The organism is Tepidibacter thalassicus DSM 15285, from assembly GCF_900129915.1.
Lineage (GTDB): Bacteria > Bacillota > Clostridia > Peptostreptococcales > Peptostreptococcaceae > Tepidibacter > Tepidibacter thalassicus.
In genome coordinates this window covers 223,551-249,580 of the sequence record NZ_FQXH01000005.1, presented here as the reverse complement: position 1 = coordinate 249,580, position 26,030 = coordinate 223,551, and the positions used below count along the sequence as shown (strand labels likewise).

At 27.0% G+C, this 26,030-nt stretch carries 26 protein-coding genes and 1 riboswitch; of the genes, 1 reads left to right on the top strand and 25 read right to left on the bottom strand.

Features of this window, described 5'->3' with window-relative positions:
- Window positions 1–4: 4 nt before the first annotated feature.
- The 4 genes from thiD to BUA19_RS01300 all read right to left on the bottom strand — a co-directional run bounded on the left by thiD (window position 5) and on the right by BUA19_RS01300 (window position 2,971).
- Window positions 5–802 carry a bifunctional hydroxymethylpyrimidine kinase/phosphomethylpyrimidine kinase gene (gene thiD / locus BUA19_RS01315; protein ID WP_072723070.1) on the bottom strand — a complete coding sequence of 266 codons (798 nt, stop codon included), beginning with the start codon at window positions 800–802 and terminating at the stop codon, window positions 5–7.
- 81 nt (window positions 803–883) lie between these two features.
- Window positions 884–987: riboswitch (TPP riboswitch) on the bottom strand.
- A 41-nt stretch (window positions 988–1,028) separates the two neighbouring features.
- The gene (locus BUA19_RS01310) at window positions 1,029–1,733 is read right to left on the bottom strand and encodes a permease (protein WP_072723069.1); all 705 of its coding nucleotides are present in this window, start codon (window positions 1,731–1,733) and stop codon (window positions 1,029–1,031) included.
- Complete coding sequence (locus tag BUA19_RS01305; protein ID WP_072723068.1) at window positions 1,733–2,209, bottom strand: permease; 477 nt, start codon at window positions 2,207–2,209, stop codon at window positions 1,733–1,735. The genes BUA19_RS01310 and BUA19_RS01305 overlap by 1 nt, the downstream gene beginning before the upstream one ends.
- Before the next feature lie 90 nt (window positions 2,210–2,299).
- A complete protein-coding gene (locus BUA19_RS01300) occupies window positions 2,300–2,971 on the bottom strand; it encodes a Crp/Fnr family transcriptional regulator (RefSeq protein ID WP_072723067.1) in 672 nt (223 codons plus the stop codon).
- 135 nt (window positions 2,972–3,106) lie between these two features.
- Between BUA19_RS01300 and BUA19_RS01295 the strand changes: the two genes are divergently transcribed.
- Window positions 3,107–3,376, top strand: a complete 270-nt coding sequence (locus BUA19_RS01295; protein WP_072723066.1) for a hypothetical protein — start codon at window positions 3,107–3,109, stop codon at window positions 3,374–3,376.
- Window positions 3,377–3,427: 51 nt separating this feature from the next.
- Here BUA19_RS01295 and BUA19_RS01290 read toward each other — a convergent pair whose 3' ends face one another.
- The 21 genes from BUA19_RS01290 to rnpM all read right to left on the bottom strand — a co-directional run bounded on the left by BUA19_RS01290 (window position 3,428) and on the right by rnpM (window position 26,025).
- Window positions 3,428–5,092 carry a DUF2207 domain-containing protein gene (locus BUA19_RS01290; protein WP_072723065.1) on the bottom strand — a complete coding sequence of 555 codons (1,665 nt, stop codon included), beginning with the start codon at window positions 5,090–5,092 and terminating at the stop codon, window positions 3,428–3,430.
- A gap of 66 nt (window positions 5,093–5,158) precedes the next feature.
- Window positions 5,159–6,700: a ribonuclease Y gene (gene rny, locus BUA19_RS01285; protein ID WP_408645595.1), complete on the bottom strand. Its 1,542-nt coding sequence runs from the start codon at window positions 6,698–6,700 to the stop codon at window positions 5,159–5,161.
- 186 nt (window positions 6,701–6,886) lie between these two features.
- On the bottom strand, window positions 6,887–7,900 hold the full coding sequence (gene recA, locus BUA19_RS01280; protein ID WP_072723063.1) for a recombinase RecA: 1,014 nt from the start codon (window positions 7,898–7,900) through the stop codon (window positions 6,887–6,889).
- A gap of 101 nt (window positions 7,901–8,001) precedes the next feature.
- Window positions 8,002–8,520 (bottom strand): CDP-diacylglycerol--glycerol-3-phosphate 3-phosphatidyltransferase, encoded by a 519-nt coding sequence (pgsA, locus tag BUA19_RS01275; RefSeq protein ID WP_072723062.1) that lies wholly within the window; start codon window positions 8,518–8,520, stop codon window positions 8,002–8,004.
- Complete coding sequence (rimO, locus tag BUA19_RS01270; RefSeq protein WP_072723061.1) at window positions 8,504–9,844, bottom strand: 30S ribosomal protein S12 methylthiotransferase RimO; 1,341 nt, start codon at window positions 9,842–9,844, stop codon at window positions 8,504–8,506. Before rimO ends, pgsA begins: the two co-directional genes overlap by 17 nt.
- Window positions 9,845–9,848: 4 nt before the next feature.
- The gene (gene mnmH / locus BUA19_RS01265; protein WP_072723060.1) at window positions 9,849–10,898 is read right to left on the bottom strand and encodes a tRNA 2-selenouridine(34) synthase MnmH; all 1,050 of its coding nucleotides are present in this window, start codon (window positions 10,896–10,898) and stop codon (window positions 9,849–9,851) included.
- 1 nt (window position 10,899) lies between these two features.
- Window positions 10,900–13,143 (bottom strand): DNA translocase FtsK, encoded by a 2,244-nt coding sequence (locus tag BUA19_RS01260; protein ID WP_330388975.1) that lies wholly within the window; start codon window positions 13,141–13,143, stop codon window positions 10,900–10,902.
- Window positions 13,144–13,265: 122 nt separating this feature from the next.
- Window positions 13,266–13,979, bottom strand: a complete 714-nt coding sequence (locus BUA19_RS01255) for a ClpP family protease (RefSeq protein ID WP_072723059.1) — start codon at window positions 13,977–13,979, stop codon at window positions 13,266–13,268.
- Window positions 13,980–14,076: 97 nt separating this feature from the next.
- On the bottom strand, window positions 14,077–15,294 hold the full coding sequence (gene dapG, locus BUA19_RS01250; RefSeq protein WP_072723058.1) for an aspartate kinase: 1,218 nt from the start codon (window positions 15,292–15,294) through the stop codon (window positions 14,077–14,079).
- A gap of 17 nt (window positions 15,295–15,311) precedes the next feature.
- The gene (locus BUA19_RS01245; RefSeq protein ID WP_072723057.1) at window positions 15,312–15,557 is read right to left on the bottom strand and encodes a YlmC/YmxH family sporulation protein; all 246 of its coding nucleotides are present in this window, start codon (window positions 15,555–15,557) and stop codon (window positions 15,312–15,314) included.
- A gap of 10 nt (window positions 15,558–15,567) precedes the next feature.
- Complete coding sequence (locus tag BUA19_RS01240; RefSeq protein WP_072723056.1) at window positions 15,568–16,809, bottom strand: M16 family metallopeptidase; 1,242 nt, start codon at window positions 16,807–16,809, stop codon at window positions 15,568–15,570.
- Window positions 16,810–16,868: 59 nt separating this feature from the next.
- Window positions 16,869–17,582, bottom strand: coding sequence for a polysaccharide deacetylase family protein (locus BUA19_RS01235; RefSeq protein ID WP_072723055.1), 714 nt, complete (start codon window positions 17,580–17,582; stop codon window positions 16,869–16,871).
- 87 nt (window positions 17,583–17,669) lie between these two features.
- Entirely contained in the window at window positions 17,670–19,778 is a 2,109-nt protein-coding gene (pnp, locus tag BUA19_RS01230; protein WP_072723054.1) for a polyribonucleotide nucleotidyltransferase, read from the bottom strand.
- A 147-nt stretch (window positions 19,779–19,925) separates the two neighbouring features.
- A complete protein-coding gene (rpsO, locus tag BUA19_RS01225) occupies window positions 19,926–20,192 on the bottom strand; it encodes a 30S ribosomal protein S15 (protein ID WP_072723053.1) in 267 nt (88 codons plus the stop codon).
- A 104-nt stretch (window positions 20,193–20,296) separates the two neighbouring features.
- Window positions 20,297–21,223 carry a bifunctional riboflavin kinase/FAD synthetase gene (locus BUA19_RS01220; protein WP_072723052.1) on the bottom strand — a complete coding sequence of 309 codons (927 nt, stop codon included), beginning with the start codon at window positions 21,221–21,223 and terminating at the stop codon, window positions 20,297–20,299.
- 18 nt (window positions 21,224–21,241) lie between these two features.
- Window positions 21,242–22,144 carry a tRNA pseudouridine(55) synthase TruB gene (truB, locus tag BUA19_RS01215; protein WP_072723051.1) on the bottom strand — a complete coding sequence of 301 codons (903 nt, stop codon included), beginning with the start codon at window positions 22,142–22,144 and terminating at the stop codon, window positions 21,242–21,244.
- A gap of 12 nt (window positions 22,145–22,156) precedes the next feature.
- On the bottom strand, window positions 22,157–23,107 hold the full coding sequence (locus tag BUA19_RS01210) for a DHH family phosphoesterase (RefSeq protein ID WP_330388974.1): 951 nt from the start codon (window positions 23,105–23,107) through the stop codon (window positions 22,157–22,159).
- Window positions 23,100–23,465, bottom strand: coding sequence for a 30S ribosome-binding factor RbfA (gene rbfA, locus BUA19_RS01205; RefSeq protein ID WP_072723049.1), 366 nt, complete (start codon window positions 23,463–23,465; stop codon window positions 23,100–23,102). Before rbfA ends, BUA19_RS01210 begins: the two co-directional genes overlap by 8 nt.
- Before the next feature lie 23 nt (window positions 23,466–23,488).
- Window positions 23,489–25,456 (bottom strand): translation initiation factor IF-2, encoded by a 1,968-nt coding sequence (gene infB / locus BUA19_RS01200; protein ID WP_072723048.1) that lies wholly within the window; start codon window positions 25,454–25,456, stop codon window positions 23,489–23,491.
- Window positions 25,434–25,763 (bottom strand): L7Ae/L30e/S12e/Gadd45 family ribosomal protein, encoded by a 330-nt coding sequence (locus BUA19_RS01195; protein ID WP_072723047.1) that lies wholly within the window; start codon window positions 25,761–25,763, stop codon window positions 25,434–25,436. The genes infB and BUA19_RS01195 overlap by 23 nt, the downstream gene beginning before the upstream one ends.
- Window positions 25,753–26,025, bottom strand: coding sequence for an RNase P modulator RnpM (gene rnpM / locus BUA19_RS01190; RefSeq protein WP_072723046.1), 273 nt, complete (start codon window positions 26,023–26,025; stop codon window positions 25,753–25,755). The genes BUA19_RS01195 and rnpM overlap by 11 nt, the downstream gene beginning before the upstream one ends.
- Between the last annotated feature and the right edge of the window lie 5 nt (window positions 26,026–26,030).

Sequence of the window (26,030 nt, the reverse complement as noted above, 5' to 3'; positions counted from 1 at the left end):
CTTATTATTTAACTTTTTCATAATCTATATTCCAAAAATGATTTACAGGTCCTACTCCATTCCCTATATCAAAACTATTTTTTATAGCTTGTGTTATATATATTTTACCTAATTCCACAGCTCTTTCTATATCATAACCTAAAGCTAAATAAGCAGTTATAGCTGACGATAAAGTGCACCCCGTTCCATGAGTATTCTTTTTAATTAATCTCCTTTCTTTATAAATTTTAAAAATATCTCTACCTATAAGTACATCTACCGCATCTCCTTCTAAATGACCTCCTTTCATAAGCACATATTTCGGACCAATACTTAATATTTTTTCACCTGCTATTTTCATATCTTCTATATTTTTTATGCTTACTTTAGTTATTTCTTCTGCTTCCAATGTATTAGGTGTTACTATATACGCCATGGGTATAAGATATTTTATTAAATTCATTTTAGCCTCCGGTTGCAAAAGATGATATCCACTCTTAGATATCATAACCGGATCTAATACTAAATATTTATAATCATATTTTTTTAGTGTATTTACTATTTCTTTTATTATTTGAGAGCTAGACACCATACCTATTTTTATCGCCTTTGGTGGTATATCATTAAATATTACTTCAATTTGTTTTTTTACAATTTCACTACTCAATTCTTCTACTAAAAATACTCCTTGTGTATTTTGTGCAGTTACAGCAGTTATAACACTCATTCCATATGTTCCTATAGCACTAAAAGTCTTTAAATCAGCTTGTATCCCTGCACCACCAGATGAATCCGATCCTGCTATTGTCAATGTTGGTTCCATATTACCATCTCCTCATTTATAATAAAAAAGAGCCTTATTCCAGTATAGGAATAAGACTCTTTTTTTAAAATATACTTTTAAATTATATTAAATAAGCTTTCCTACGCTGGTATTATCCAGTTCAGGTACAAAGGGTTGATAGTCACTATCTCTCAGCCTATAACAAGGCACCCCTAGCTAAATATTTTCTTTTATTCCATAATTATAAAACATTTACAGATAAAATTCAACTAATCGCATGTACCGGACAGCTCTTTTTCGATTTTTCAATTTCTTCTTTACTTACTTTTTCAGTAATGTTATCAATTACTATGGCTTTTCCATTTTTCATTTTATAAATCTCAGGAAATTTTCTAGCACAACTTCCACACCCAATACAAATATCTTCATTTACTACTACCATATCAAAATTCAATACTTCTTTTTCCTTTATTTCACTTTCTTTTATCCATAATTTCATAATTTGAGCCATTAAAAATATTGCAATTATAGTAAAAATCCATCGAATACACATGTACTTTACTCCCATAAATTTGGCTTCATTAATAAGCATTGGCACTTTAACTACTGCCCATGAACTGAGAATTATAATAATATTTTCAACACTAGCTCCTTTATCTATAAGAGTTCTACACACTGGAAAAGCTGCATATATTGGACCTGCAGATAAAGAACCTATAGCAAACGAAAGTGCTTTTCCTTTTATCCCTGATTTGTTTCCAAAATTTTTCATAATAACTTCAGTAGGTACCCACGTTTGAATTAATGATGTTAATACAAATACAGCCGGTAATATTTTTATCATTTCTACAAAGTAATATTTACTTTCATTTAATGCTTTTAACCCTAATTCTGTATTATACAAAAAAAGTGCTATATATCCAATTATTGCAATAATCAACGTTTTATTTTTTCTAATTATCTGTTTCATTACATCACCACTCCTACAATTAAAGCTATAATTAATGCAAATATAAAACTTAAAACATTTCTCTTAATTGCAAAGTTTTTTCCAAAAGTTCTACTTTCAATGGGAAATGTAACAAAACCAACCATTGTCAAAGTAGTTAAAAACGCAGTCAAAGTCATAATACCAGCTCCATTTTCTCTTAATGATCCTATTAATGGAAATGCTACAAATGCTGGTATTAAAGTAATCGTACCTACAAATGCTGCACCTATTGTAGCTATAAAACCGCTTCCACTTCCTATCAAACTTTCAATTTTTTCAGGTGGTATTATAGAAAGTATTAACCCTATAATCAATAATACTCCTACTATATCTGAAATCATACTTCCCATCATACCTCTTGCTTTTTTTATTGTATCTAAAGTTTTTTCTTTATTTTTATATAAAGATATACCAAGAGCAATAATTGTTCCTAAAAACAATAATATCGTAGTCATTGTTTATTTTTACCTCCTTATTCATTTTATATTTAACAAAAGTATATCAACTAAAATAAAAAAAATCCGTAATAAATATTACGGCAAAGTTTATTTTTCTAATTCTTCTTCAAGTTTATAAATATCTATTATCTCAATAATATCTTCTTTATATTTTATTAATCCCTCTTTTTTCATGCGTATCATTTCATTTGATAATGCTGGTCTAGTAACCCCAAATATTTCAGCCATTTTTTTACGAGTCACAAAAATTTTTATTTTTAATGTTTTCTGTTTCTTATATTCTGTCAATAAATAATTAATTATTTTTTGTCTTATCGTTCCACAAGAAATAAATTTTAATCTTTCACTTAAATATATAACTTGATTTGAAAGTAATCTTACAAAATTACTTAAAAATTTTCTATTTCCCATACACAAATCAATAATATTTTCATTAGAAATAAATAAAATCTTCGAATAATCATTTGATATTAACGTACTTGAATAATAATTAATATCCGAAAAAACAAATCCATGTCCTATTAAATCACCACATACTATTTTTTTTACTTGAAATTGCTTTCCATTTTCATACATCTTATTCACATTTATTTCTCCTGATAATACTATACCTAAAGACTCAACATTTTCTCCTTCCATGGCGATAACTTCACCCTTAGAAAATTCCTCTATTTTATAATTAATCTTTTTTAACATATTATGTATTTGTTCGCTATCAAACCCTTTAAATAATTCACTATTTTCTAATTCCTTAAACATAAATTTCTCTCCTTAAACATTTTAATAATTTCTATATTTCTAATACTAACATTTCTTATTATTATTTTAAAAATTCAAATTATGTGACATTTTTAATGTTTAATCATAAATTAATAAAAGAAAGGAGGAATAACTATGTTTTTTTACAATAATCAACTTCCTCCAGGACCTCCCCCATCATATATACCTAAAAAATCAAAAGGACCTGAACTTAAAGCCATTGATCCAGGAGCTATAAGATTTTGTCGTTATAAATTTACTTATATATGGCTTGAAAACGGTAGAAGCTTTTGGGTATGGTTAATTTTTGTAGGACGAAACTCTATAGCTGGTTATAAATGGATAAGAGGTCGTTGGAGATTTTGGGGAACAGACATTAGAAATATAGATAGTTTTTATTGTTAATTCAACAAAGAAAGCACTATGACTTTAATTATGCTCATAGCGCTTTCTTTGTTACTTATTTTTGAATATTTTACCGTTCAAATCGTTTAATTTAAAAGCTTCTATTATTGAATTTACAAATTCTTTATTATCAATAAGTTTTAAATAATTACATTCTTTTAACTCAATAATTGATTTAAATCTATATAATATATCTTTATATATATTTAAACAAAAACTATATACAATATATTTTTCCCATATATGTTTATTATTTAAATTAATCACTTTCTTATTTCTAAAATTCAACAAAAATTTCTTAAAATTTTTCCACTTTTTATATTCAATATGTCCTATAATACTTCTTTTAATAGTTATAATATATAAAAACAATATTGCGCTTGACAGTATATAAGCGATTGATCCCATTTTCAAATATTGTGAACATAAATACAACCCTAAACTTCCTAAAATCAATTTAATCAATCCTAAGATAATAACTATATAATTTAAAAAAATTTTATTTTTTATAAAATATCCATAAAGTTCACACTCTTCAATTACTTTATTTTTCCAGATGCTGTAATATTTTTTAAATTTATTAAAGTTTTGTCTGCTTTGATTATATCTTTTTATCTCACTTAAATATATAATCTTCCCATGTCCTATTGAGTAAAATATCCAATTTATCAGATGTTTTTCATGATTTTTTAATTCATCTATGTTTTCTTTTATAATTTCAAATTTATAATCTTTTTTATTGTTTATTATTTCTATACTTATATATTTTTTCCTAACTAAATCAACTAAAGTAATTATCATGTCCTTTAAATTTATTTTTTTATACTTTACAAGACAACTAACTACTGCTGGAGTACAATCATTCGGTAATTTTGAATAATAATTTCTAGGCAAATTATATTTCCTATTAAAATATAACTTTGAATATAATATTAATATAAGTAAAATTTCAATCCCTAAACTATATATACCTATGTTATTAAATAATTTAATATTACTCTTTTTTTTATTAATTTCAATATCTAAGTTTTTTTCTTCTTTTAAAAACTTATCATAAACATATAATTTCTTTTTTAAATTATCGTTTACATAAAAAAAATTATTTGGCAGTAAAATTCTCAATTCTAAACCAGTATTAAAAGGAAATTTTCCAATATTATAAATTATTCGATTGTCTTTTATTTTTATATTCTTATATAAATACCCATGTTGATAAGCCTTTATATTTTTAAAATTACTTTCCTCAGGCAAAAAAATATATATAGTTAGATTCTCAATCACATTTTTATTGTTTTTATCAAAAATTTTTAATAAAAATTCACTAGTATCTTCGTAAAATTTTATAAAATTCTTTAAATCATACTCAACCCTTAATACCTTTGTTTCATATTTAAATTTATCATAAATTCTAAAATCAAAACTGCTTGTTTTGTTAAACACTTCCACTTGCAATTCTTTTTTTTGTGGATAAATTTCATAAACCTTTAAATTGTCAATATTAGAAGGATCTTTAATATATATACTTCTAGTTACACCATTTGATTCAACATTAAATTTATATGTCAAATTTTCTATTACATGAATATTTCCTCTACTGTCTATATTTATGTATATTTTAAAATTTTTTAATATATAATCTTCTTGAGAAAATACTAATTTACTAGTTAGAAAAACAACTAATATTATTGCTAAAATTTTAGCTTTTATTTCAATCACCTCAATAATTATATTAAAATAAAAAGACTTTCAATCTATTTTAGATTGCAAGTCTTATTTTTTACTTTATTTTGCATATTCTATAGCTCTAGTTTCCCTTATTATATTTACTTTTATTTGTCCTGGATATTCTAATTCATCTTCTATTCTCTTAGTTATCTCTCTAGCAAGAAGATGCATTCCTTCATCAGTTACATTTTCAGGTTTTACTATAATTCTAATCTCTCTACCTGCTTGAATAGCATATGACTTATCTACTCCATCATATGAATTTGCTATTTCTTCTAATTTTTCTAATCTCTTTATATACACCTCTAATGTTTCTCTTCTCGCTCCTGGTCTTGCAGCAGATATAGCATCTGCAGCAGTAACTAATACCGCTTCAACAGTTTGAGGCTCATAATCTCCATGATGAGTTGACATAGCATGAATCACTTCTTTTGATTCTTTATATCTTCTTAACAAATCCATTCCTATTTCAATGTGAGTTCCTTCCATTTCATGATCAACAGCTTTTCCTATATCATGAAGAAGCCCTGCTCTCTTAGCAAGTTTCACATCTGCACCGATTTCAGCTGCCATTATTCCCGCCAAATAAGATACTTCTATAGAATGTTTAAGAACATTTTGACCGTAACTTGTCCTATATTTAAGTCTCCCTAGTAATCTTATTAATTCAGGATGAAGACCATGAACTCCAGTTTCAAATGTAGCTTGTTCCCCTTGTTCCTTAATAGCAGCTTCAACTTCTCTTTTTCCTTTTTCTACCATTTCTTCGATTCTTGCAGGATGTATCCTTCCATCTGATATTAACTTTTCTAAAGCAATTCTTGCAATTTCTCTTCTTATAGGATCAAATCCAGATAATATTACTGCTTCCGGAGTATCATCTATTATCAAATCTATACCAGTTAAAGTTTCTAACGTTCTTATATTTCTACCTTCTCTCCCTATTATTCTACCTTTCATTTCATCATTAGGGAGATTTACTACTGTAACAGTAGTTTCAGCAACATGATCTGCAGAACACTTTTGTATTGCATAAGCTATTATTTCTCTTGCTTTCTTTTCAGCTTCTTCTTTTGCAGCAGTTTCTATTTCTTTTATCATCATAGACATTTCATGTCGTATTTCTTTTTCTGTATTTGAAAGAATGATTTCTTTCGCTTGTTCAGAAGTTATTCCAGAAATGCTTTCTAACTTTTCAATTTGTTTAGTCTTTATCTCTTCTATTTCTAATTCCTTTTTTACTATTGATTTTAATTTTTCATTTAAATTAGATTCTTTTAATTCTAATGAATTAAGCTTTTTATCAATATTTTCTTCTTTTTGTAATAACCTTTTTTCATATCTTTGAAGCTCATTTCTTCTTTCCTTATTTTCTTTTTCTGCTTCACTTCTTAATTTATGGACTTCTTCTTTTGCCTCTATTAATTTTTCTTTTTTTATAGTTTCAGCGTCTTGTTTGGCTTTGTCCAATATTTTTTTAGCCATTTCTTCCGCAGAACCAATTTTACTTTCTGCTATATTCTTTCTTATTGTATATCCTACTAAAATGCCTATACCAGTTCCTGCAACAATTAATAGTATTTCAAAATAGTTAATAATCTCCACCTCCCATTTATAAAATTTACCCTTAATTAATCCTATTTATAATCCATTGCAAATTAATTTTTTATTTTTTATGCATCAATGGTTAAATGCATAGGAATTTATATAAATTCCTATGCATTGTGAAAAAGCCTCTTCTTTAATTGTATAATTTTTTCATTAAGGTGTCAAGTTTTGCAAATTCTATTCAGGTTCTACAGTTTCTGATTTTATCAAACCATAATGTTCTCTAACTCTAGATTCTATTTCATTCACTAATTCATCATTTTCAGATAAAAACTTTTTAGCATTTTCTCTTCCTTGACCAAGTCTTGTATCGTTATAACTATACCAAGCCCCTGATTTTTTTACTATATCAATTTCTACAGCCATATCTAAAAGATCTCCTATTTTTGATATTCCTTCTCCATACATTATATCAAATTCACATTGTTTAAATGGAGGCGCAACTTTATTTTTAACTACTTTTACTCTAGTTCTACTTCCAAGTATCTTATCTCCTTGTTTTATTATATCTATTTTTCTAACATCAAGTCTTACAGATGCATAAAATTTAAGTGCTCTACCTCCAGTTGTAGTTTCAGGATTTCCAAACATAATTCCCACTTTTTCACGAAGTTGATTTATAAATATAGCAACAGTATTCGATTTTTTTATAGCTCCTGTTAATTTTCTTAAAGCTTGAGACATAAGCCTAGCTTGAAGCCCAACATGGGCATCTCCCATTTCACCTTCTATTTCTGCTTTAGGAACAAGTGCAGCAACTGAATCTATAACTATTATATCTACTGCTCCACTCCTAATTAAAGCTTCTGCTATCTCTAGAGCCTGTTCTCCTGTATCAGGTTGAGATACTATTAAATTATCTACATCTACTCCTAAAGCTTTTGCATAAACCGGATCAAGTGCATGTTCTGCATCAATAAATGCAGCTATTCCCCCTTGTTTTTGAGCTTCTGCTACAGTATGAAGTGCAACTGTAGTTTTACCAGAAGATTCTGGTCCATATATTTCTATTATTCTTCCTTTTGGAAGTCCTCCTACCCCTATAGCTATATCAAGTCCTATAGATCCTGTTGATATTGCCTCTATATTTAATTTAGAAGCTTCTCCCAATCTCATTATAGACCCTTTTCCAAACTCTTTTTCTATTTGAGATAATGCCATATCTAATGCTTTTCTTTTGTTTTCATCCATTTTTTATAACCACCTTTCTTTTGAGAACAAACGTTCTAAGAAGATTATATATTATATTTACTTTATAGTCAATTATGTAGTAAATTATTCAATATGTTGTATTAATCCATATTTTTAAATAAATTTCTATTTAAATATATATAATCATACCCAGAAAAAATAGTAAGAAATACTGCAATCCACAAAACTATATTTGAATATGGTATTTTTAAAAGAATCATCATTATAGCAAATATTTGAGATATAGTTTTTGCTTTACCCCATTTACTTGCAGCTATTACTATTCCATTTGATGATGCTATAGCTCTTAATATACTTACAGCAAACTCTCTAGATATTATTATTATTACCATCCAAGAAGGTATTAAATTAAGTTCTACCATTGTTATTAAAGCAGAAGCAACTAAAATCTTATCTGCTAAAGGATCCATAAACTTTCCAAAGTCACTTATTAAATTGTATTTTCTAGCAATATATCCATCTAAAAAATCTGTAATTGATGCTAATGCAAATATACCAGCTGAGATAAATAATGAATTTTTTAAATTAGACAACATTACTACTACAAACACAGGAACTAATATAATTCTGAATATTGTCAATTTATTTGGTAGGTTCATCCAATAACACCCCCATTAAATCGTATTCTAATGCACCATTTATCTTTACATTAACAAAACTTCCAATTTTTATGTTTTTATTTGTATTTATATATACAGCTCCATCTATTTCATATGCATCTTGATATGTTCTTCCTATGTAAATATTTTCTTCTAATTTTTCTTCTACTAAAACTTCATATATATTACCTATTTTAGATTTGTTTTTTTCAAGAGATATTTTTTGTTGTATTAATAACAACTCTTCTCTTCTTTTTTCTTTTATATCATCATGTATTTGGTTCTCTAATTTTGCTGCTGCAGTACCTTCTTCTTTTGAGTATGCAAATACTCCTAATCTATCAAATTTTACTTCTTGTATAAAGTCCTTTAATTCATTAAATTCATCTTCAGTTTCACTTGGAAATCCTACTATTATAGACGTTCTAAGTACAGCATTAGGTATATTTTTTCTTATTAAATTTATTTTTTGTATTATGTCTTTTTTTGTTGTTCTTCTATTCATTAATTTTAATATTCTATCACTACAATGTTGTATTGGTATATCAAAATAACTACATATTTTTTTATTTTCTTTTATTGTATTTATTATTTCTTCATTTAATGCTTCTGGATAAGAATACATTACTCTAATCCAATTTAATTCTTCAATTTTGCAAAGTTCCTTTAATAAATAGGATAATTTTTTTTCTTTATATAAATCTATTCCATACCTTGTTGTATCTTGAGCTATTATAACTAATTCTTTTACCCCTTGTTTTGCTATATTTTTTGCTTCTTTTATTAAATCTTCTACTTTCCTACTTCGATATTTTCCTCTTAATTTAGGTATTATACAATATGTACAGTGATTATCACATCCTTCAGCAATTTTTAAATACGCCATATAATTCGGTGTGCTTAAATATCTTGGAAGTGTTTCATCATATACAAAATTTATTTCATCAATTTCAATTATATTCTTTTCTTTTGATAATCTTTGTATTACTTGTGCTATTTTAGAATAACTTCCTGTTCCAATAATTGCATCAATTTCTGGAATCTCCTTTTTAAGTTCATTACTATACCTTTGAGCTAAGCATCCAGTCATTATAAGAATTTTTAAATTCCCTTTATCTTTGTATTGTGCAAACTCTAATACCGCATTTATAGATTCTTCTTTTGCGGGTTCTATAAATCCGCATGTATTTACTATTATTACATCAGCTTGACTAAAGTCACTTGTAAGACTATATCCTTCATTTTTCAATATTCCAAGCATTATCTCAGCATCAACTAAATTTTTAGAACATCCAAGTGATTCTAAAGCTACTTTTAAACTCATATATTTAACTCCCTTCTTTTAATCTTTGGTAAATTTTAATTAATTTTGCCATGGCTTTTTCAAAATCATCACAACTTATAATATCATTATAATTAAACTTATTAATAGAATACTTATATAAAGGATCATAATAATTAATAATAAGTTCTTTTGCTATTATAGCATACTCTTTTAAATTTAACTGTTCAATCAAATAATCTATTTTCTCATTTCCTAATCTCTTTCTTAATTTTTCTAAACATTCTAAAATTACAATATCATTTTTACAATTTAAATTTATGTACTGATCAACTAACCTTTTAACTCTAAACTCAATATCACTTTCAAACAAAACATGATATCCATCTTTTATCATAGTATCATATACACTATTTGGAATAAGAACTGATCCTATCCTTTTACTTTCACTCTCTATAAATATATATTTAGAATTTGAATTTCTTATGTAATCAAATATTAACGATTCAAATAACTTTTGACTAGGGGGATTATCATTAAAACAAACATGCCCAAATACAGATCCGCAATTTCTAGCCAAACTCTCCAAATCCAAACCTCTAAGCCCTTTCTCATTTAAATACCTAATAGCATCTGTTTTTCCAACTCCAGTTAATCCATGAAGAACAATAAATCTATAATTTTTATCTATATTTTCTAAGAAATTTATAACATAATTTCTATAACTTTTATATCCTCCTTTAAGCTGATATACACTTATTCCTAAATTTAACAAAAAATTTACAACTGACCCACTTCTCATTCCACCTCTTGAACAATACACAACTATATTTTTATAACTTTTAGATAAATCATTAAATTGTATATATAAATTTTTAATTTTTTTTGAAACAAACTCTAATCCCTTTTCTATTGCAAATTCTTTTCCTTGCTTTTTATATATTGTTCCAACTATTTTTCTTTCTTTATCATCTAAAATAGGAATATTAATAGAATTAATAATTCTATCTTCTTCATATTCTAAAGGAGATCTCACATCAACAAATATTACATCTTCAAATTTAAAAGCATTTTCTATATCTATACCCCTATTCAAATCACTCACCTACCGTACTTTCATATTCTTCTTTAGTTATCAAAACTTTTCTAGGCTTACTTCCTTCACTAGGTCCTATTAACCCTCTTTCTTCCATTTGATCGATAAGTCTTGCTGCTCTATTATAACCTATTCTAAACTTTCTTTGAAGCATAGAAGCAGAAGCTTGACCTGCATTCACAACTAATTCTATAGCTTCACTTAACAGATCATCTTCATCTGATGAATCCAAATTAATCCCTTTATTTATATTTTCTAATATATCTTCAGTATAATTTACTTCTTCTACTTGACTTTTAACAAAATTAACAACACCTTCTACCTCCTTATCAGAAATAAAAGCACCTTGAAGTCTTACAGGTTTAGGAGCCCCAACAGGATAAAACAACATATCTCCTTTACCAAGTAACTTCTCTGCTCCCCCCATATCAAGTATAGTTCTAGAATCTGCTTGAGATGATACCGCAAAAGCAATTCTGGAAGGAATATTAGCTTTAATAACTCCTGTTATAACATCAACAGAAGGTCTTTGTGTTGCAACTATAAGATGCATTCCAGCAGCCCTTGCCATTTGAGCTAATCTACATATAGCATCTTCCACTTCATTAGGACTTACCATCATCAAATCAGCAAGCTCATCTATTATAATTACAATTTTAGAAAGCTTTTCTTCTGCTTTTGCATTATAACTATTTATATCTCTTACTGAGTTTTCCGCAAACAACTTATATCTCCTATTCATTTCAGTAACAGCCCAATTTAAAGCATAAGCAGCTTTTTTAGGATCAGTAACTACCGGTATTAAAAGATGTGGAATTCCATTATAATTAGTAAGTTCAACAACCTTTGGATCTATCATCAAAAATTTAACTTCATCAGGATTTGCTTTATACAATATACTGTTTATCAAAGTATTTACACAAACACTTTTACCAGAACCTGTAGCACCCGCTATAAGCAAATGTGGCATTTTAGCTATATCCGTAACTACAGACATACCTGATATATCCTTGCCAAGTGCAAACGAAAGTTTTGAATCATTATTTAAAAACTCATCTGATTCTATAACTTCCCTCAATGTAACAAGTTGAACTTCATCATTCGGAACTTCAATTCCAATTGCAGATTTTCCTGGTATAGGAGCTTCAATTCTTATACTTTTTGCCGCTAAACTTAAAGCTATATCATCTACAAGCCCTACTATTTTACTAACTTTAACACCTGCTTTAGGTTGAATTTCATATCTTGTTATAGTAGGCCCTTTAGTAACTTGATTTATTTGAGCTTCAACTCCAAAATCCTTTAATGTTCTTTCTAAAAGCTTTGCATTTTTCAATATTTGTTTTTTATCTTTCAAGTCAACTGTATTATTTGACTCAAACAACAAATCTGTACTAGGTTTTTTATAATCTAAAAACTTTTCACTTTCAAAATTTGCAACTATTTTTACATCTTCTTCACTTTTTACATTTGCATTATTTTTAACTTCAATACTATGTTGCTTTGTATTTTCATCCTTATTATTAAACTCTACTATTTTTATAGGCTTATCTTCCTCAACTTCATCCTGTAGCATATGTTCTTCTTTTTTTATATTTTTCTTTTTTATTTTTTTAGTTGTTTTTTCTTCAACAACTACAAAATTTATAACAAAATTCTTAAAAACAACAAAATTATCTACTAATAAATTTTTTATATTATTTATAATTTCTTTTATGGATATATTAAAATTAAATAAAATAATAGTTGTTAAACAAAAAATGCCAACTATGTAAGATCCTTTTACTCCAAATAATTTTATAAAATAATAAGCTATTATAGTACTAAATATTCCACTTCCATTTCCCTCAATTGATATAGAAAAAATAACCTTTAAATTTTCTGGTAAAAAAGGACTGTCTATAGGTATAAAATCCTTTTTCATTAATCCATAAATTAACATTACAATAAATATAATAAGATAATATAACTTATAATTTTTAAATTTTTTAAGTTTTTCATTATCAATTAAATATATAATTCCTAAACACATTATTACATATGGAATAACTATAGATAATTTTGAAAAAAAACCCAAAAACATAACTTTAATAAAATGACCTATTTTCCCCATAGAATCAGTTTTTAAACTATAAGAAAGAAACAATCCTAAAAATATTAAACTTAAAGAATTTAATTCCTGCTTAAATTTGTTATCTAACTTAATTTGATACTTCTTTCCCTTTTTATTTTTTCTTTTTTTCAAAAAAATCACCTCTTTAAATAATAAACTATCTTCCATTATTTACATGAATACAATATATTATTACATTAATAAAAGTGCTAATGTCTAAGACATTAACACTTTTATTGTTTAATTATAACATATTATTTATTTTTCTGGGAATTTTCCTGCAACTTTTCATTAGAAATTAATTTTTTAATATGTCCTAAAGCTTCTTTTAATCCTCCCACTTCATTTATTAAACCATATTTCACAGCTTCTTCTCCTATAAGTACACTTCCAACATCATTTACAAGCTCGTCTTTAGAATTCATAAGTTTATATAAAGTATTTCTATCAATTTTAGATGTTCTAGTTATAAAGCTTATTATTCTTTCTTGCATTTTTCTAAAATACTCAAAAGTTTCACTTACACCTATTACAAGTCCACTCATTCTTATTGGATGAATTGTCATAGTGGCAGTTGGTGCTATAAATGAATAATCTCCTGAAGTAGCTAAAGGCACACCTATGCTATGACTTCCTCCTAAAACTAATGTAACAGTATGTTTTGATAAGCTATTTATAAGTTCAGATATTGCAAGTCCAGCTTCTACATCCCCTCCTACTGTATTTAGTATTATTAATACACCTTTTATATTAGGATTTTCTTCTATTGCATATAATTGGGGTATTATATGTTCATACTTAGTAGCTTTTTTTTGTGGAGCAGATACCATATGTCCTTCTATTTCTCCTATAATAGTTATACATTGAATTTCTTTATTCTCTAAAGACAAATTAGGAACACCTAACTGTTTAATATCTTCTACCATATCTTTATCTTTTTTCTTACCTTCACTTTTCTTTTTATCCATAACAACACTCCTACTTATAAAATTTTAATTCATAAATTTATTTTACCCAATAGTATAAAATTTAAGACAAAAAAATAAGCTACTATTTCTAAGTAGCTTATTTTTCAAACAAACCAAACTCTTCATGAAGAGCATTAACAGCATCTTTTAAATCTTTTTCATTTATTAAACAAGATATAGTCATATGAGAATCTGATGTTTGAAGTATTTTTATACCTTTTTTAGATAAAGCTTTCACTATTTTTGCCATAACCCCAGGTATTCCATTTATTCTCGAACCTATTAAAGTAACTTTTGAACAGTTTGCTACTACATCATAATCTACATTATAAGATTCAAGTATACTCTTAAGCACTTTAAGTTTATTAGCATCTATTGTAAATACCTTTTCTCCTACAAAAAAATTAATCATATCTATACTTATATCATTCTTCTCTATTTCATTTAATATATCAGTAAACATATCATCTTTACAATTCTTTATCATAACTTGAACTATATCATTTTTATGCGCTATAGCTGTTATTAAGTTTTTATCATTAATTTTATAAGAATCTATATTAGTAACATTATATGAACATATATTTGTTCCTTCTTTTGAACCTAATGTATTTTTTATCCTCAACACAATATTTCCATTTTTTGCTATTTCCACTGCTCTAGGATGAATTACTTTTGCTCCCTTTTCTGCCATTTGAAATACTTCATCATAATCTATATTTTTAATAATTTTAGCATTAGGCTCTATTTTAGGATCGGCTGTCATTATTCCATCTACATCAGTATATATTTCAACAAATTTTGCTCCCAATCCTTTTCCTATTATAACAGCTGATGTATCACTTCCCCCTCTTCCTAAAGTTGTAATCTCTCCATCTTTTGTTATTCCTTGAAAACCAGTTACAACAACTACTCTACCCCTAGATAGCTCATCATATATTCTAGTAACATCTACATCTATAACTGTAGAATCTCCATACTTTCCATTAGTTATTATTCCAGCTTGAGCTCCTGTAAGTAACACAGAATCTATTCCAATATTTTTCAAAACATTAACCAGTATACTTCCTGATATTATTTCTCCACAAGACATTATAAGATCGAGTTCTCTTAAAGATACATCTTCATTCACTTGTCTACATAATTGTATTAATGTATCCGTTGCATATGGTGCTCCCTTTCTTCCCATGGCTGAAACTACAACAACTAAATCATATCCATTATCTTTATATTCCTTTATTATTCTAGATACTTTAATCATTTTTTCATAAGATTCTACTGATGTTCCTCCAAATTTTTGAACTAATATATTCATATTTATGCCCTCCACAGTTAGATATTTCCTTCATATTCAATTATTATCATATCATTACCTATTTTTTTCACATTTTTCCAAGGTACCTCCAAAACAGACTTATCTCGCCTAAAAGAAAAAAAACTCCTGTCTCTAGGAATAACAAGAGAAATTATTTTACCTGTAGTTTCGTCTACAACTAAATCAGATTCTGCTATAATTCCTAATCTTTCTCCAGTAGTCAAATTGACAATTTCTTTTCCAGCAATAGAAGATAATTTCATATTAATCCCCCTATATATTTATATTTTGAATATCCTTACCAACTATACAAACAGCAATACTATCTATATCAAAAGTTTTATCTATAACATTTACAATATCATCAACAGTAATACTATTTATATTACTTATTATATCTTTTGAAGTATGTATTTTATTAAGCAAAAGTTGCGACTTTCCTATTGACATCATTTTACTTCCAATACTTTCAAGTCCCAATATATAATTTCCCTTTAATTGTTCTTTAGCTTTTTGTATTTCATCTATTGTTAAATAATTTCTTTTTAAAAGATTAATCTCATCAATAATCAAATTATATACTTGCTTTAAATTCTTTTTGCTCATACTTGCAAATACATTTAAAACTCCTGATTTTTTATGTAAAGTAGGATAAGAATATATAGAATAAACTTTACCCTTTTGCTCTCTAATATTTTGAAAAAGTCTTGAACTCATACTTCCTCCAAATATATTATTAACAACAGATAGTGCATATACATCGTCACTTTCAACTTCTATGCTTTTTAATCCAATACACATATTTACTTGCTCTATCTCTTTATTTTTCCTGACAATCCCACTATTAAATTCACATTTATCAATAGTTATTTTATTAAAATTATTATTATTCCATTTCTTAAATTTTTCGCTTAAAAAACTAACCATATTTTCAAAATTAAAATTACCACAAATAGATATTACACAATTTCTAGGTACATAATATTTATTAAAAAAATTTAAAATAGACTCTCTATTTATATTACTTAAAGAATCTTCTGTTCCTAATATATTCATCCCCAATCCTTTACCTTTATAAATCAATTCAAACAATAAATCATGAGCTAAATCTTCAGGAGAATCATCATACATTTTAATTTCTTCAAGTACTACTGATTTTTCTTTAATTATATCTTCCTCCAAAAAAAGTGGATTTAAAACCATGTCACATATTACATCAATTCCCGTATAAATATGCTCATCTAACATTTTAACATAAAAACAAGTAACTTCTTTGCTGGTAAATGCATTTATTTGTCCTCCTAAATTATCTATATCTTGAGCTATTTTTTTTGATGATCTATTTTTAGTTCCTTTAAAAACCATATGTTCTATAAAATGAGACATTCCATTTATATTTTTTTCTTCATATCTTGTTCCTACATTTACCCATAATCCAAAACTCACTGAATTTGCATAAGGTATTTCTTCCCCTACTATAACCAATCCATTATCTAGAATGTACTTCTTATACACATTTGTTCCTCCCTATTGACCTAAACTTTACATATTTAATTATAGTTTACATTGTATTTTTATTCAACTTCAAAAATATCACTGAGTTTTCCTACTTCATATCCATTTTCTCTAACTATATTTATTATTGATTCTAAAGATTGAATAGTTCCATTTGTTGGATGTATTAAAATTATACTTCCATCTTCTATTTTACTTGATTTAATTTTTTTTATTATTTCACTATAATTATTTTTATATTTCCAATCTATAGTATCTATACTCCATTTTATAGGTATATATCCAAAATCTTTAGCTGCTTTCACAGTATCTTTATTATAATACCCTGATGGCGGTTCAAAAAATACTGTTTTTTCTTTAATGATAGTTTCTATTATCTCTTTTGACTTTTTTATTTCTCTATAATTCAAATTATAATTTAACTTACTATAGTCAATATGTTTATATCCATGATTTCCTATTTCATGTCCTTCTTTTTTTATTTTCAAGAGAATATCAGGATATTTTTCAGCCCACCTACCAGTTACCATAAAAGTTATCTTTACATTCTTTTCATCTAATATTTTAAGCATTTGATCTATATATTCATTTCCCCAATCTACATTACACGTTATAGCTACATAATTTGAATTTTCCTTATTACCTCTATAAAAAGGTTCTTCAATATTATTAAAAGATTTTACCGAAAAATATTTTAAATTAAATCCAATTCCCACTAACAACAATAAAACAACTAATGTTAATAGTTTTTTTTTATTAAAAATTAATACCATAACTTCATCTCCCTTATGTGTTTTTCCAATATATATTTATTAAAAAAATTATAAATTTATGCAAAAAAAATAAGCACTCCTTTGTGCTTATTCTTTTTTATCAGTTTTATCAGTTTCTTTTTTTTCAATTAAAGCTTTTCTTGAAAGATTTATTCTCCCTTGTTTATCTATTTCTGTTACTTTTACTTCAACTTCATCTCCTACTTTTAATACATCTTCAACTTTTTCTACTCTTTCATGAGCTATATTTGAAATATGAATTAACCCTTCTTTACCTGGAAGTATTTCAACAAAAGCACCAAAATTCATTATTCTAGTAACTTTTCCTTTATATATTTCTCCTTCTTCAGGTTCTTTAACTATAGCAATTATCATGTCTTTCGCTTTAATTCGCATATCATTATCAGAAGATACTATAAATATTTCTCCATTCTTTTCTATATCTATTTTTACACCAGTTTCTTCTATTATTTTTGTTATTGTCTTTCCGCCTGGCCCTATTATATCCCTAACCTTATCTGGATCTACATTTAATTTTATAATTCTTGGAGCATAAGGTGAAATTTCTTCCCTAGGTTTATCTATCGTCTTTTTCATTTCATTTAATATATGAATTCTACCTTCTCTCGCTTGAGCCAATGCTCTTTTAAGTATATCCTTATCTATACCTGCTATTTTTATATCCATTTGAATAGCTGTTATTCCTTTTTCAGTACCTGCTACTTTAAAATCCATATCTCCTAAAAAATCTTCCATACCCTGGATATCCGAAAGAATAGCAACTTTATCATTTTCTTTTATAAGTCCCATGGCAATTCCTGCTACCATATCTTTTATAGGTACTCCCGCATCAAGAAGCGATAAAGTACTTCCACAAACACTAGCTTGAGATGTTGAACCATTAGAACTTAAAACTTCTGATACAAGTCTAATTGTATATGGAAATTCTTCTTTACTTGGAATCATAGGTTCAAGTGCCCTTTCCGCAAGTGCTCCATGTCCTATTTCTCTTCTACCAGGTCCTCTTAAAGGTCTAACTTCACCAACACTATATGGTGGAAAATTATAATGATGCATATATCTTTTATATTCTTCATCCTCAAGACCATCTAAAACTTGTACATCACCTAAAGCTCCAAGAGTTGTTACAGTTAAAACTTGAGTTTGTCCTCTTGTAAAAAGCCCTGAACCATGAGCTCTTGGAAGAATTCCAACTTCAGACCAAATAGGTCTTATTTCATCTAATTTTCTATTATCTGGTCTTACTTCTTCATTTATAATCATACTTCTTACTTCTTCTTTAACTATACTATGTAAAACTTCTTCCACGTCTTTTATATTTTCTGGATATTTTTCCTCAAAATAAGAAATAGTTTCTTCTTTAACTTTTTCCATATTTTCAGTTCTTTCAAGCTTTTCAACTGTTTTTATAGCTTTTTTCATCTTTTCAGTGGCAAATTCTCTGACCTCTTTTTCTATTTCTTCAGCTGGTTTATATAAAACCACATCTTGCTTTTCTTTACCTAATTCTTCTACAATCTCCTCTATAAATTCAACTATTTTTTTAATTTCTTCATGCGCAAACATAATTGCATCTAACATTACTTCTTCTGAAACTTCATTTGCACCTGCTTCAACCATCATGATAGCATCTTTAGTTCCAGAAACAATTAAATTTAAATCACTTTTTTCTTTTTCTTCAGCTGTAGGATTTACAATAAATTTTCCATCTATTAATCCTATGCAAACAGACCCTGTAGGTCCATTGAATGGAATATCAGATATTGAAAGTGCCACTGATGAACCTATCATAGCTACTATATCAGTACTACAATTTGGATCTACAGACATAACAGTTGCTACAACTTGTACATCATTTCTATATCCTTTTGGAAATAAAGGTCTTATAGGTCTATCTATTAACCTTGAAGTCAAAATAGCTTTTTCTGACGGTTTTCCTTCTCTTTTTATAAATCCTCCAGGTATTTTACCAACTGAATAAAGTCTTTCTTCATAATCAACACTTAAAGGAAAAAAATCTATTCCTTCCCTTGGCTCAGATGAAGCACAAGCATTTACAAGAACTACACTATCTCCATATTTTATCATACAACTACCATTTGACATTTCACAAACTTTTCCAATTTCTACCGAAAGCTTTCTACCAGCTAAATCCATTTCAAAATTTTTATACATAATTTACCTCCTCTCATAGGTAAAAGATACTACAAAATTTAATTTAAGTAAATAACTTTATATAATTTATATAAACATTATTCCCTAATACAAATAAATTATAATTTGTTGTATTAGAAAAAAGAGCAGGTAAAATCCTGCCCTTTACTATTTTCTTAATCCTAATTTTTCAATTAAAGTTTTATATCTTTCTAAATCTTTCTCTTTTAAGTAATTAAGTAGGCTTCTTCTTCTACCAACCATCTTTAAAAGACCTCTTCTTGAATGATGATCTTTTTTATGAATCTTTAAGTGTTCATTTAACTCATTTATTCTTGCAGTAAGCAAAGCTACTTGAACCTCTGGAGAACCAGTATCTCCTTCATGAGTTTTATAAGTATCAATTATTTGTTGTTTTTTATTAGCATCTAACATGCTTAACACCTCCACATTTTTTTATCTCCTATTGCCAAGCATTAGTCGGTGAATCTAATGCTGAGCAATGGTTGACAACAAAATCTATTGTAGCATAATTTTCCCTATAAGTAAATATATTTTTTTCTTTTTATCCACTCTATGTCATTTTTCATTTGATTTTTCAGTTCTTCTAAAGAAAGAAATTTCTGTTCATCTCTAATTCTCTCTATAAAATAAACAGATACTTTTTTTTTATATAAATCTCCATTATAATTTATAATATGAGTTTCAATAGAAAAATTTTTATTTTTTATTGTAGGACTATATCCTATATTGGTTGCTCCATCATAAAAATTATCTTTTATTTTAACTTTTGTATAATAAACACCAGTTTTAGGAATTAAAATATTTTCATTTAATTTCAAATTAATAGTAGGAAATCCCAATTTTCTTCCTAACTTTTTCCCATGTATAACTACTCCATTAATATTATAATATCTTCCTAAAAATTTTTTAACTTTTCCCACATTTCCTTTTTCTAATAATGTTCTAATAAAAGTACTGCTCACTCTAATATTTTCAATTTTTACAGGGCGAACAACATTTACATTGAAATTGTATATTTGTCCAATTTTTTTTAAAAAATTAATATCTCCACCTCTATTTTTTCCAAATTTAAAATCATGACCTACAACTAATTCTTTCGCTTTCAATCTTTTTATAAGTATTTCCTTTACATATTCATCAGGAGTTAATTTTATAATAGATTCATTAAATGGTATTAATAAAACTATATCTATTCCCATATTCTTTATGAAATTATATTTATCTTCAACTGTCATTAAATTTTTCAAACTATTATCAGTAAAAAAGTTTATAGGATGATTAGAAAAAGTAAAAAGCACACTTTTCAAATTCTTTTCTTTAGCTATCAACTTAGTTTTATCTATTATATTTTGATGTCCTATATGAACTCCATCAAAATTCCCAATAGTTACAACTGTATCATTTTTTAAATTTATTTCATTTAAATTATTGACTATCTTCATCCCAAACATCTCCAATATTTATAAAAACAATTTGTAACTTTTTAAAGATATAGTTTCATTTATAATTATTATTTTTCCAATACCACAAAACTTATTATTTAAATAAACTTTAACTAATTCTTTATTTTTATAATTATTAGACAATATTAATCCTTTTTCATATACTATATTCCCATTAGAAAAAGCTTTAAAAGCACTTTCCTTTATTTTTATACTTTTATAATTTTCTAATGGATAATCTATATCAAATAAATATTTCTGCAGGTCATTATTTTTTAAAGCTTCTTCAATTTCTTCTAATGTAACAGAATTTTTTATATCAAAATTTCCTGATAAAGTTCTAAGTAAAAAAGACATATACGCTCCAGTACCTAATTTATCGCCTATGTCCTTACAAAGAGTTCTTATATAAGTTCCCTTAGAACAAGTTACCTCAAACAATACTTTATTCTCACTTATATTTTTTATTTTTATATCCCTAATAAACACATTTCTAGATTTTATATTTACATCAGTTTGTCCAGCTCGAGCAAGTTCATAAAGCTTTTTTCCATTTACCTTTATAGCAGAATAAATAGGAGGAGTTTGAGATATTTCTCCTTTAAACATTTCAAACACTTCATATAATTCTTTTTCATTTATACATTTTACATCTTTTTTACATATTACATTACCAAAAGAATCGTAAGTATCTGTTTGAATTCCTAAAGTCAATTCTGCTATATAAGTTTTTTCTTTATTTAATATAAAATCTGATATTTTTGTTGCCTTTCCTATACATACAGGAAGTACTCCTGCAGCATTAGGGTCTAAAGTGCCAGTATGTCCCACTTTTTTTATTTTAGTAATTTTTCTTATTTTAGAAACTACATCATGCGATGTCATTCCAGTTGGCTTTAATATATTAAATATTCCATTCATATAACCACTCTCTTAAATATAATTTAATACTTCTTTTATTATCGCTTTTTTTACATTTTCTAAAGAATCTTCTATTGTACATCCAGAAGCCATCATATGGCCTCCTCCTCCAAATTTCTGAGCTATCTTATTTACATCTACATACGACTTAGATCTAAAACTTACTTTCACTACATTTAAATCTTTTTGTTTAAATAATATTCCAACTTCAATACCTTGTATATCTCTTGCATAATTTACAACTCCATCAACATTATTAAAACTTATGTTGTTCTTTTTAAACATTTCATAAGTTAAATCAATAGTTGCAATTTTTCCATTTATAACTTCTAATGTATTTAATGCATCTCCAAGTATTTTTACATAATTTAAAGGATTATTTTGATATATATTTTTTATTATACCCTGTTTATCTATATCAAGTTTTAATAAATTAGAAGCCATTATAAAACTACTTGGATTAGTATTTGAATACATAAAATTTCCTGTATCTGTTATAAGCCCTGTATAAAGACAATTGCCTATTTTTTTATCGATTATTTTATTATCTATACGCATTAACAAATCATATATAATTTCACAAGTTGATGAAGCTGTAGGGTCGACATAATTTAGATCTCCATAATTATCATTGCTTTTATGATGATCTATATTTATAAGCATTTTATAATTTTCTTTTAAATACTCACTACAACATAATCTATCTTTATCTCCACAATCAAGAGATATTAAATTATAATCTTTTACTTTTACCTCTTCTGATTTATAAACTTTTATATCCTCATACAAAAATTTTAAATTAATAGGCAATACATCGTCCAATACAAAAAACACATTTTTATTAAGCTTTTTAAGTGCGTAATAAAGCCCTATAGACGAGCCCAAATTATCTCCATCTGGGCTATAATGGGAAGTGATAATAAAATTATCACTTCCCATTATAGCTTCAATTATATTATTCATTTTCATCATCTTCTTTTTTAATGTTTAAATTTTTTATTAAATTAGACATATATAACCCTTTTTCTATAGATTCATCTAATTTAAATATAATTTCTGGAGTATATCTTAATTTTACACTTTTCCCAACTTCTCTTCTAATAAACCCACTAGCACTTTTAAGCCCTTCTAAAGTACTTTCTTTATCACCTGAAAGTACACTTACATATACATAAGCATATTTTAAATCTGAAGTAACATCTACATCCGTCACACTAACCAAAGAAGATACCCTTGGGTCTTTAATTCCTTCTAACAACAATCTACTTATTACTTTTTTTATTTCCTCACCAATTCTCTTTGTTCTAGGATATGATGACATAGTATCTACAACCCTTCTATATATTATCTTTCCTTTTCTTTAACTATATAAGCTTCTATAATATCGCCTTCTTTAACATCATTATATTTTTCAATTCCTATACCACACTCATAACCTGAAGCCACTTCTCTTACATCATCTTTAAATCTCTTCAATGACGAAAGTTCTCCTTCATGTATCACTATACCATCTCTAACTAATCTTATTTTTGCATTTCTAGTTATTTTACCATTAATTACATAACATCCTGCTATAGTTCCAACTCCAGAAACTTTAAATGTAGCTCTAACTTCCGCTTTTCCTAACTCTTCTTCAACAAATTCTGGATCAAGCATACCTTTCATAGCAGCTTGTATATCTTCTATAGCATTATATATAATTCTATACGTTCTCATATCAACTTTTTCAGTTTCAGCAAGCGATGATGCTCCAGCAACTGGTCTTACATTAAACCCTATTATAATTGCATTAGAAGCACTTGCAAGCATTACATCAGATTCAGTTATAGCTCCTACTCCACCATGTATTACTTTTACAGAAACTTCTTCATTACTTAATTTTTCTAAAGATTGTTTAACGGCCTGAACTGAACCTTGAACATCAGCCTTTACTATTATATTAAGTTCTTTTATTTCACCTTGTTCCATCTGTTTAAACAAATCGTCAAGAGAAACCTTTTGAGTAGCTTTTAATTGTTCTTCTCTTAATTTTTCCTTTCTTTTCTCTGAAATACTTCTAGCTATTTTATCACTTCCAACTACTACAAATTGATCTCCTGGTTGAGGAACTTCAGAAAGACCTAAAATTTCAACTGGAATAGAAGGTCCTGCTTCTTTTATTCTCTTCCCTTTATCATTTATCATAGCTCTTACTTTTCCACAAACACTTCCAGCAACAATAGCATCTCCTACTCTTAATGTCCCGTTTTGAACAAGTACAGTAGCAACCGGACCTCTTCCTTTATCTAATTGAGCTTCTATAACTGTTCCTACTGCTTTTTTATCAGGATTTGCTTTAAGTTCTTCCATTTCCGCTACAAGTAATATCATCTCAAGTAAAGTATCTATATTTTGTTTTTTAAGAGCTGAAACAGGAACAGATATTACATCTCCACCCCAATCTTCTACTAAAAGTCCTTGTTCTGCTAATTCTTGCTTTACTCTATCTGGATTTGCATCTGGCTTATCTATTTTATTTATAGCTACTATTATTGGAACACCTGCTGCTTTTGAGTGATTAATTGCTTCTATCGTTTGAGGCATTATTCCATCATCAGCTGCTACTACAAGTATAGCAATATCTGTTACTTGAGCACCTCTTGCTCTCATTGCAGTAAAAGCTTCATGACCCGGTGTATCTAAAAATACTATTTTTTTACCATCTACATCAACTTCTGAAGCTCCTATATGTTGAGTTATTCCTCCTGCTTCTTTAGCCGTAACATTACTATGTCTTATAGCATCAAGTAAAGATGTTTTACCATGATCAACGTGTCCCATAACAGTTACTATTGGTGGTCTTGGTTTTAAATCTTCAGGTTTATCCTCTTCTATTTTTATAAGTTCTTCAGTTTCATCCTTTACCTCTTCTTTTATAGTCTTAAATCCAAAATCTAAAGCTACAAGTTCTGCAACATCGTAATCTATTTCTTGATTTATCGTCGCCATTATACCTAATTTTATAAGTTTAGTGATAACTTCAGAAGGGGTTTTATCCATTAATTGAGCTAAATTTTGAACTGATATTTTACTTCCTATTTCAATTTTAGGAATATTATCATCATCTTCTTCAACTGCTAATTCACCTTTTTTATCATTTAAATCATCAACTTTTTCATCTTTTAAAAGCTCTATTATAAGTTCTGCTTCTTCTTCATCTAATGTACTCATATGATTTGCTACATGAATATCTAATTCTTCTAACTTTTCCATAAGTTCTTTACTTGAAATTCCAATTTCTTGTGCTAATTTATAAACTCTTGTCTTTGACAAAAGCTTCACCCCCTATTAATTCTTTTATTTTATTTGCAAAGTTTTTATCTTTTATTCCTATAATAGCTCTGCTATTTTTTCCTATACTTTTTCCTAATTCTTCCTTAGTCGAAAATACAACATAATCTATATTTCTAAACTTAGATTTATCTACAAAAAGCTTTTTCGTATTATCAGATGCATCTTGAGCAATAATTATCAATTCAATTTTATTTTTTTTTAATTCTCTTAAAGTTGTATCATCTCCTGATACTAAATTTTTACTCTTTAAAGCAAGTCCTAACAAGGAAAGTATTTTATTTTTCATATTTTTTCATTTCCTCCGTTAGTTTTTCATATACTTGTTGTGGAATTTCCAATTTAAAAGCTCTATTTAACGCTTTACTTTTTATAGCCTTTTCTAAACATTCTGCACTATTGCAAATATAAGCTCCTCTACCATTAGCTTTCCCTGTAGGATCTACAAATATTTCTCCTTCTTTATTTTTAACTATTCTTATTAAATCTCTTTTAGCATCTCTATTTTGACAAGCTATACATTTACGTTGAGGTATTTTCTTTTGTTTCAAGAATA

Bases quoted from the DNA above. Each gene is read 5' to 3' on its own strand.
- thiD (WP_072723070.1), bottom strand. From the start codon at position 802: ATGGAACCAACATTGACAATAGCAGGATCGGATTCATCTGGTGGTGCA.
- BUA19_RS01310 (WP_072723069.1), bottom strand. From the start codon at position 1,733: ATGAAACAGATAATTAGAAAAAATAAAACGTTGATTATTGCAATAATT.
- BUA19_RS01305 (WP_072723068.1), bottom strand. From the start codon at position 2,209: ATGACTACGATATTATTGTTTTTAGGAACAATTATTGCTCTTGGTATA.
- BUA19_RS01300 (WP_072723067.1), bottom strand. From the start codon at position 2,971: ATGTTTAAGGAATTAGAAAATAGTGAATTATTTAAAGGGTTTGATAGC.
- BUA19_RS01295 (WP_072723066.1), top strand. From the start codon at position 3,107: ATGTTTTTTTACAATAATCAACTTCCTCCAGGACCTCCCCCATCATAT.
- recA (WP_072723063.1), bottom strand. From the start codon at position 7,900: ATGGATGAAAACAAAAGAAAAGCATTAGATATGGCATTATCTCAAATA.
- pgsA (WP_072723062.1), bottom strand. From the start codon at position 8,520: ATGAACCTACCAAATAAATTGACAATATTCAGAATTATATTAGTTCCT.
- rimO (WP_072723061.1), bottom strand. From the start codon at position 9,844: ATGAGTTTAAAAGTAGCTTTAGAATCACTTGGATGTTCTAAAAATTTA.
- BUA19_RS01255 (WP_072723059.1), bottom strand. From the start codon at position 13,979: ATGGATAAAAAGAAAAGTGAAGGTAAGAAAAAAGATAAAGATATGGTA.
- dapG (WP_072723058.1), bottom strand. From the start codon at position 15,294: ATGAATATATTAGTTCAAAAATTTGGAGGAACATCAGTAGAATCTTAT.
- BUA19_RS01245 (WP_072723057.1), bottom strand. From the start codon at position 15,557: ATGAAATTATCTTCTATTGCTGGAAAAGAAATTGTCAATTTGACTACT.
- BUA19_RS01235 (WP_072723055.1), bottom strand. From the start codon at position 17,582: ATGGTATTAATTTTTAATAAAAAAAAACTATTAACATTAGTTGTTTTA.
- pnp (WP_072723054.1), bottom strand. From the start codon at position 19,778: ATGTATAAAAATTTTGAAATGGATTTAGCTGGTAGAAAGCTTTCGGTA.
- rpsO (WP_072723053.1), bottom strand. From the start codon at position 20,192: ATGTTAGATGCTAATAAAAAACAACAAATAATTGATACTTATAAAACT.
- BUA19_RS01220 (WP_072723052.1), bottom strand. From the start codon at position 21,223: ATGAAGATAGTCAATAATTTAAATGAAATAAATTTAAAAAATGATACA.
- truB (WP_072723051.1), bottom strand. From the start codon at position 22,144: ATGAATGGAATATTTAATATATTAAAGCCAACTGGAATGACATCGCAT.
- BUA19_RS01210 (WP_330388974.1), bottom strand. From the start codon at position 23,107: ATGAATAATATAATTGAAGCTATAATGGGAAGTGATAATTTTATTATC.
- rbfA (WP_072723049.1), bottom strand. From the start codon at position 23,465: ATGTCATCATATCCTAGAACAAAGAGAATTGGTGAGGAAATAAAAAAA.
- BUA19_RS01195 (WP_072723047.1), bottom strand. From the start codon at position 25,763: ATGAAAAATAAAATACTTTCCTTGTTAGGACTTGCTTTAAAGAGTAAA.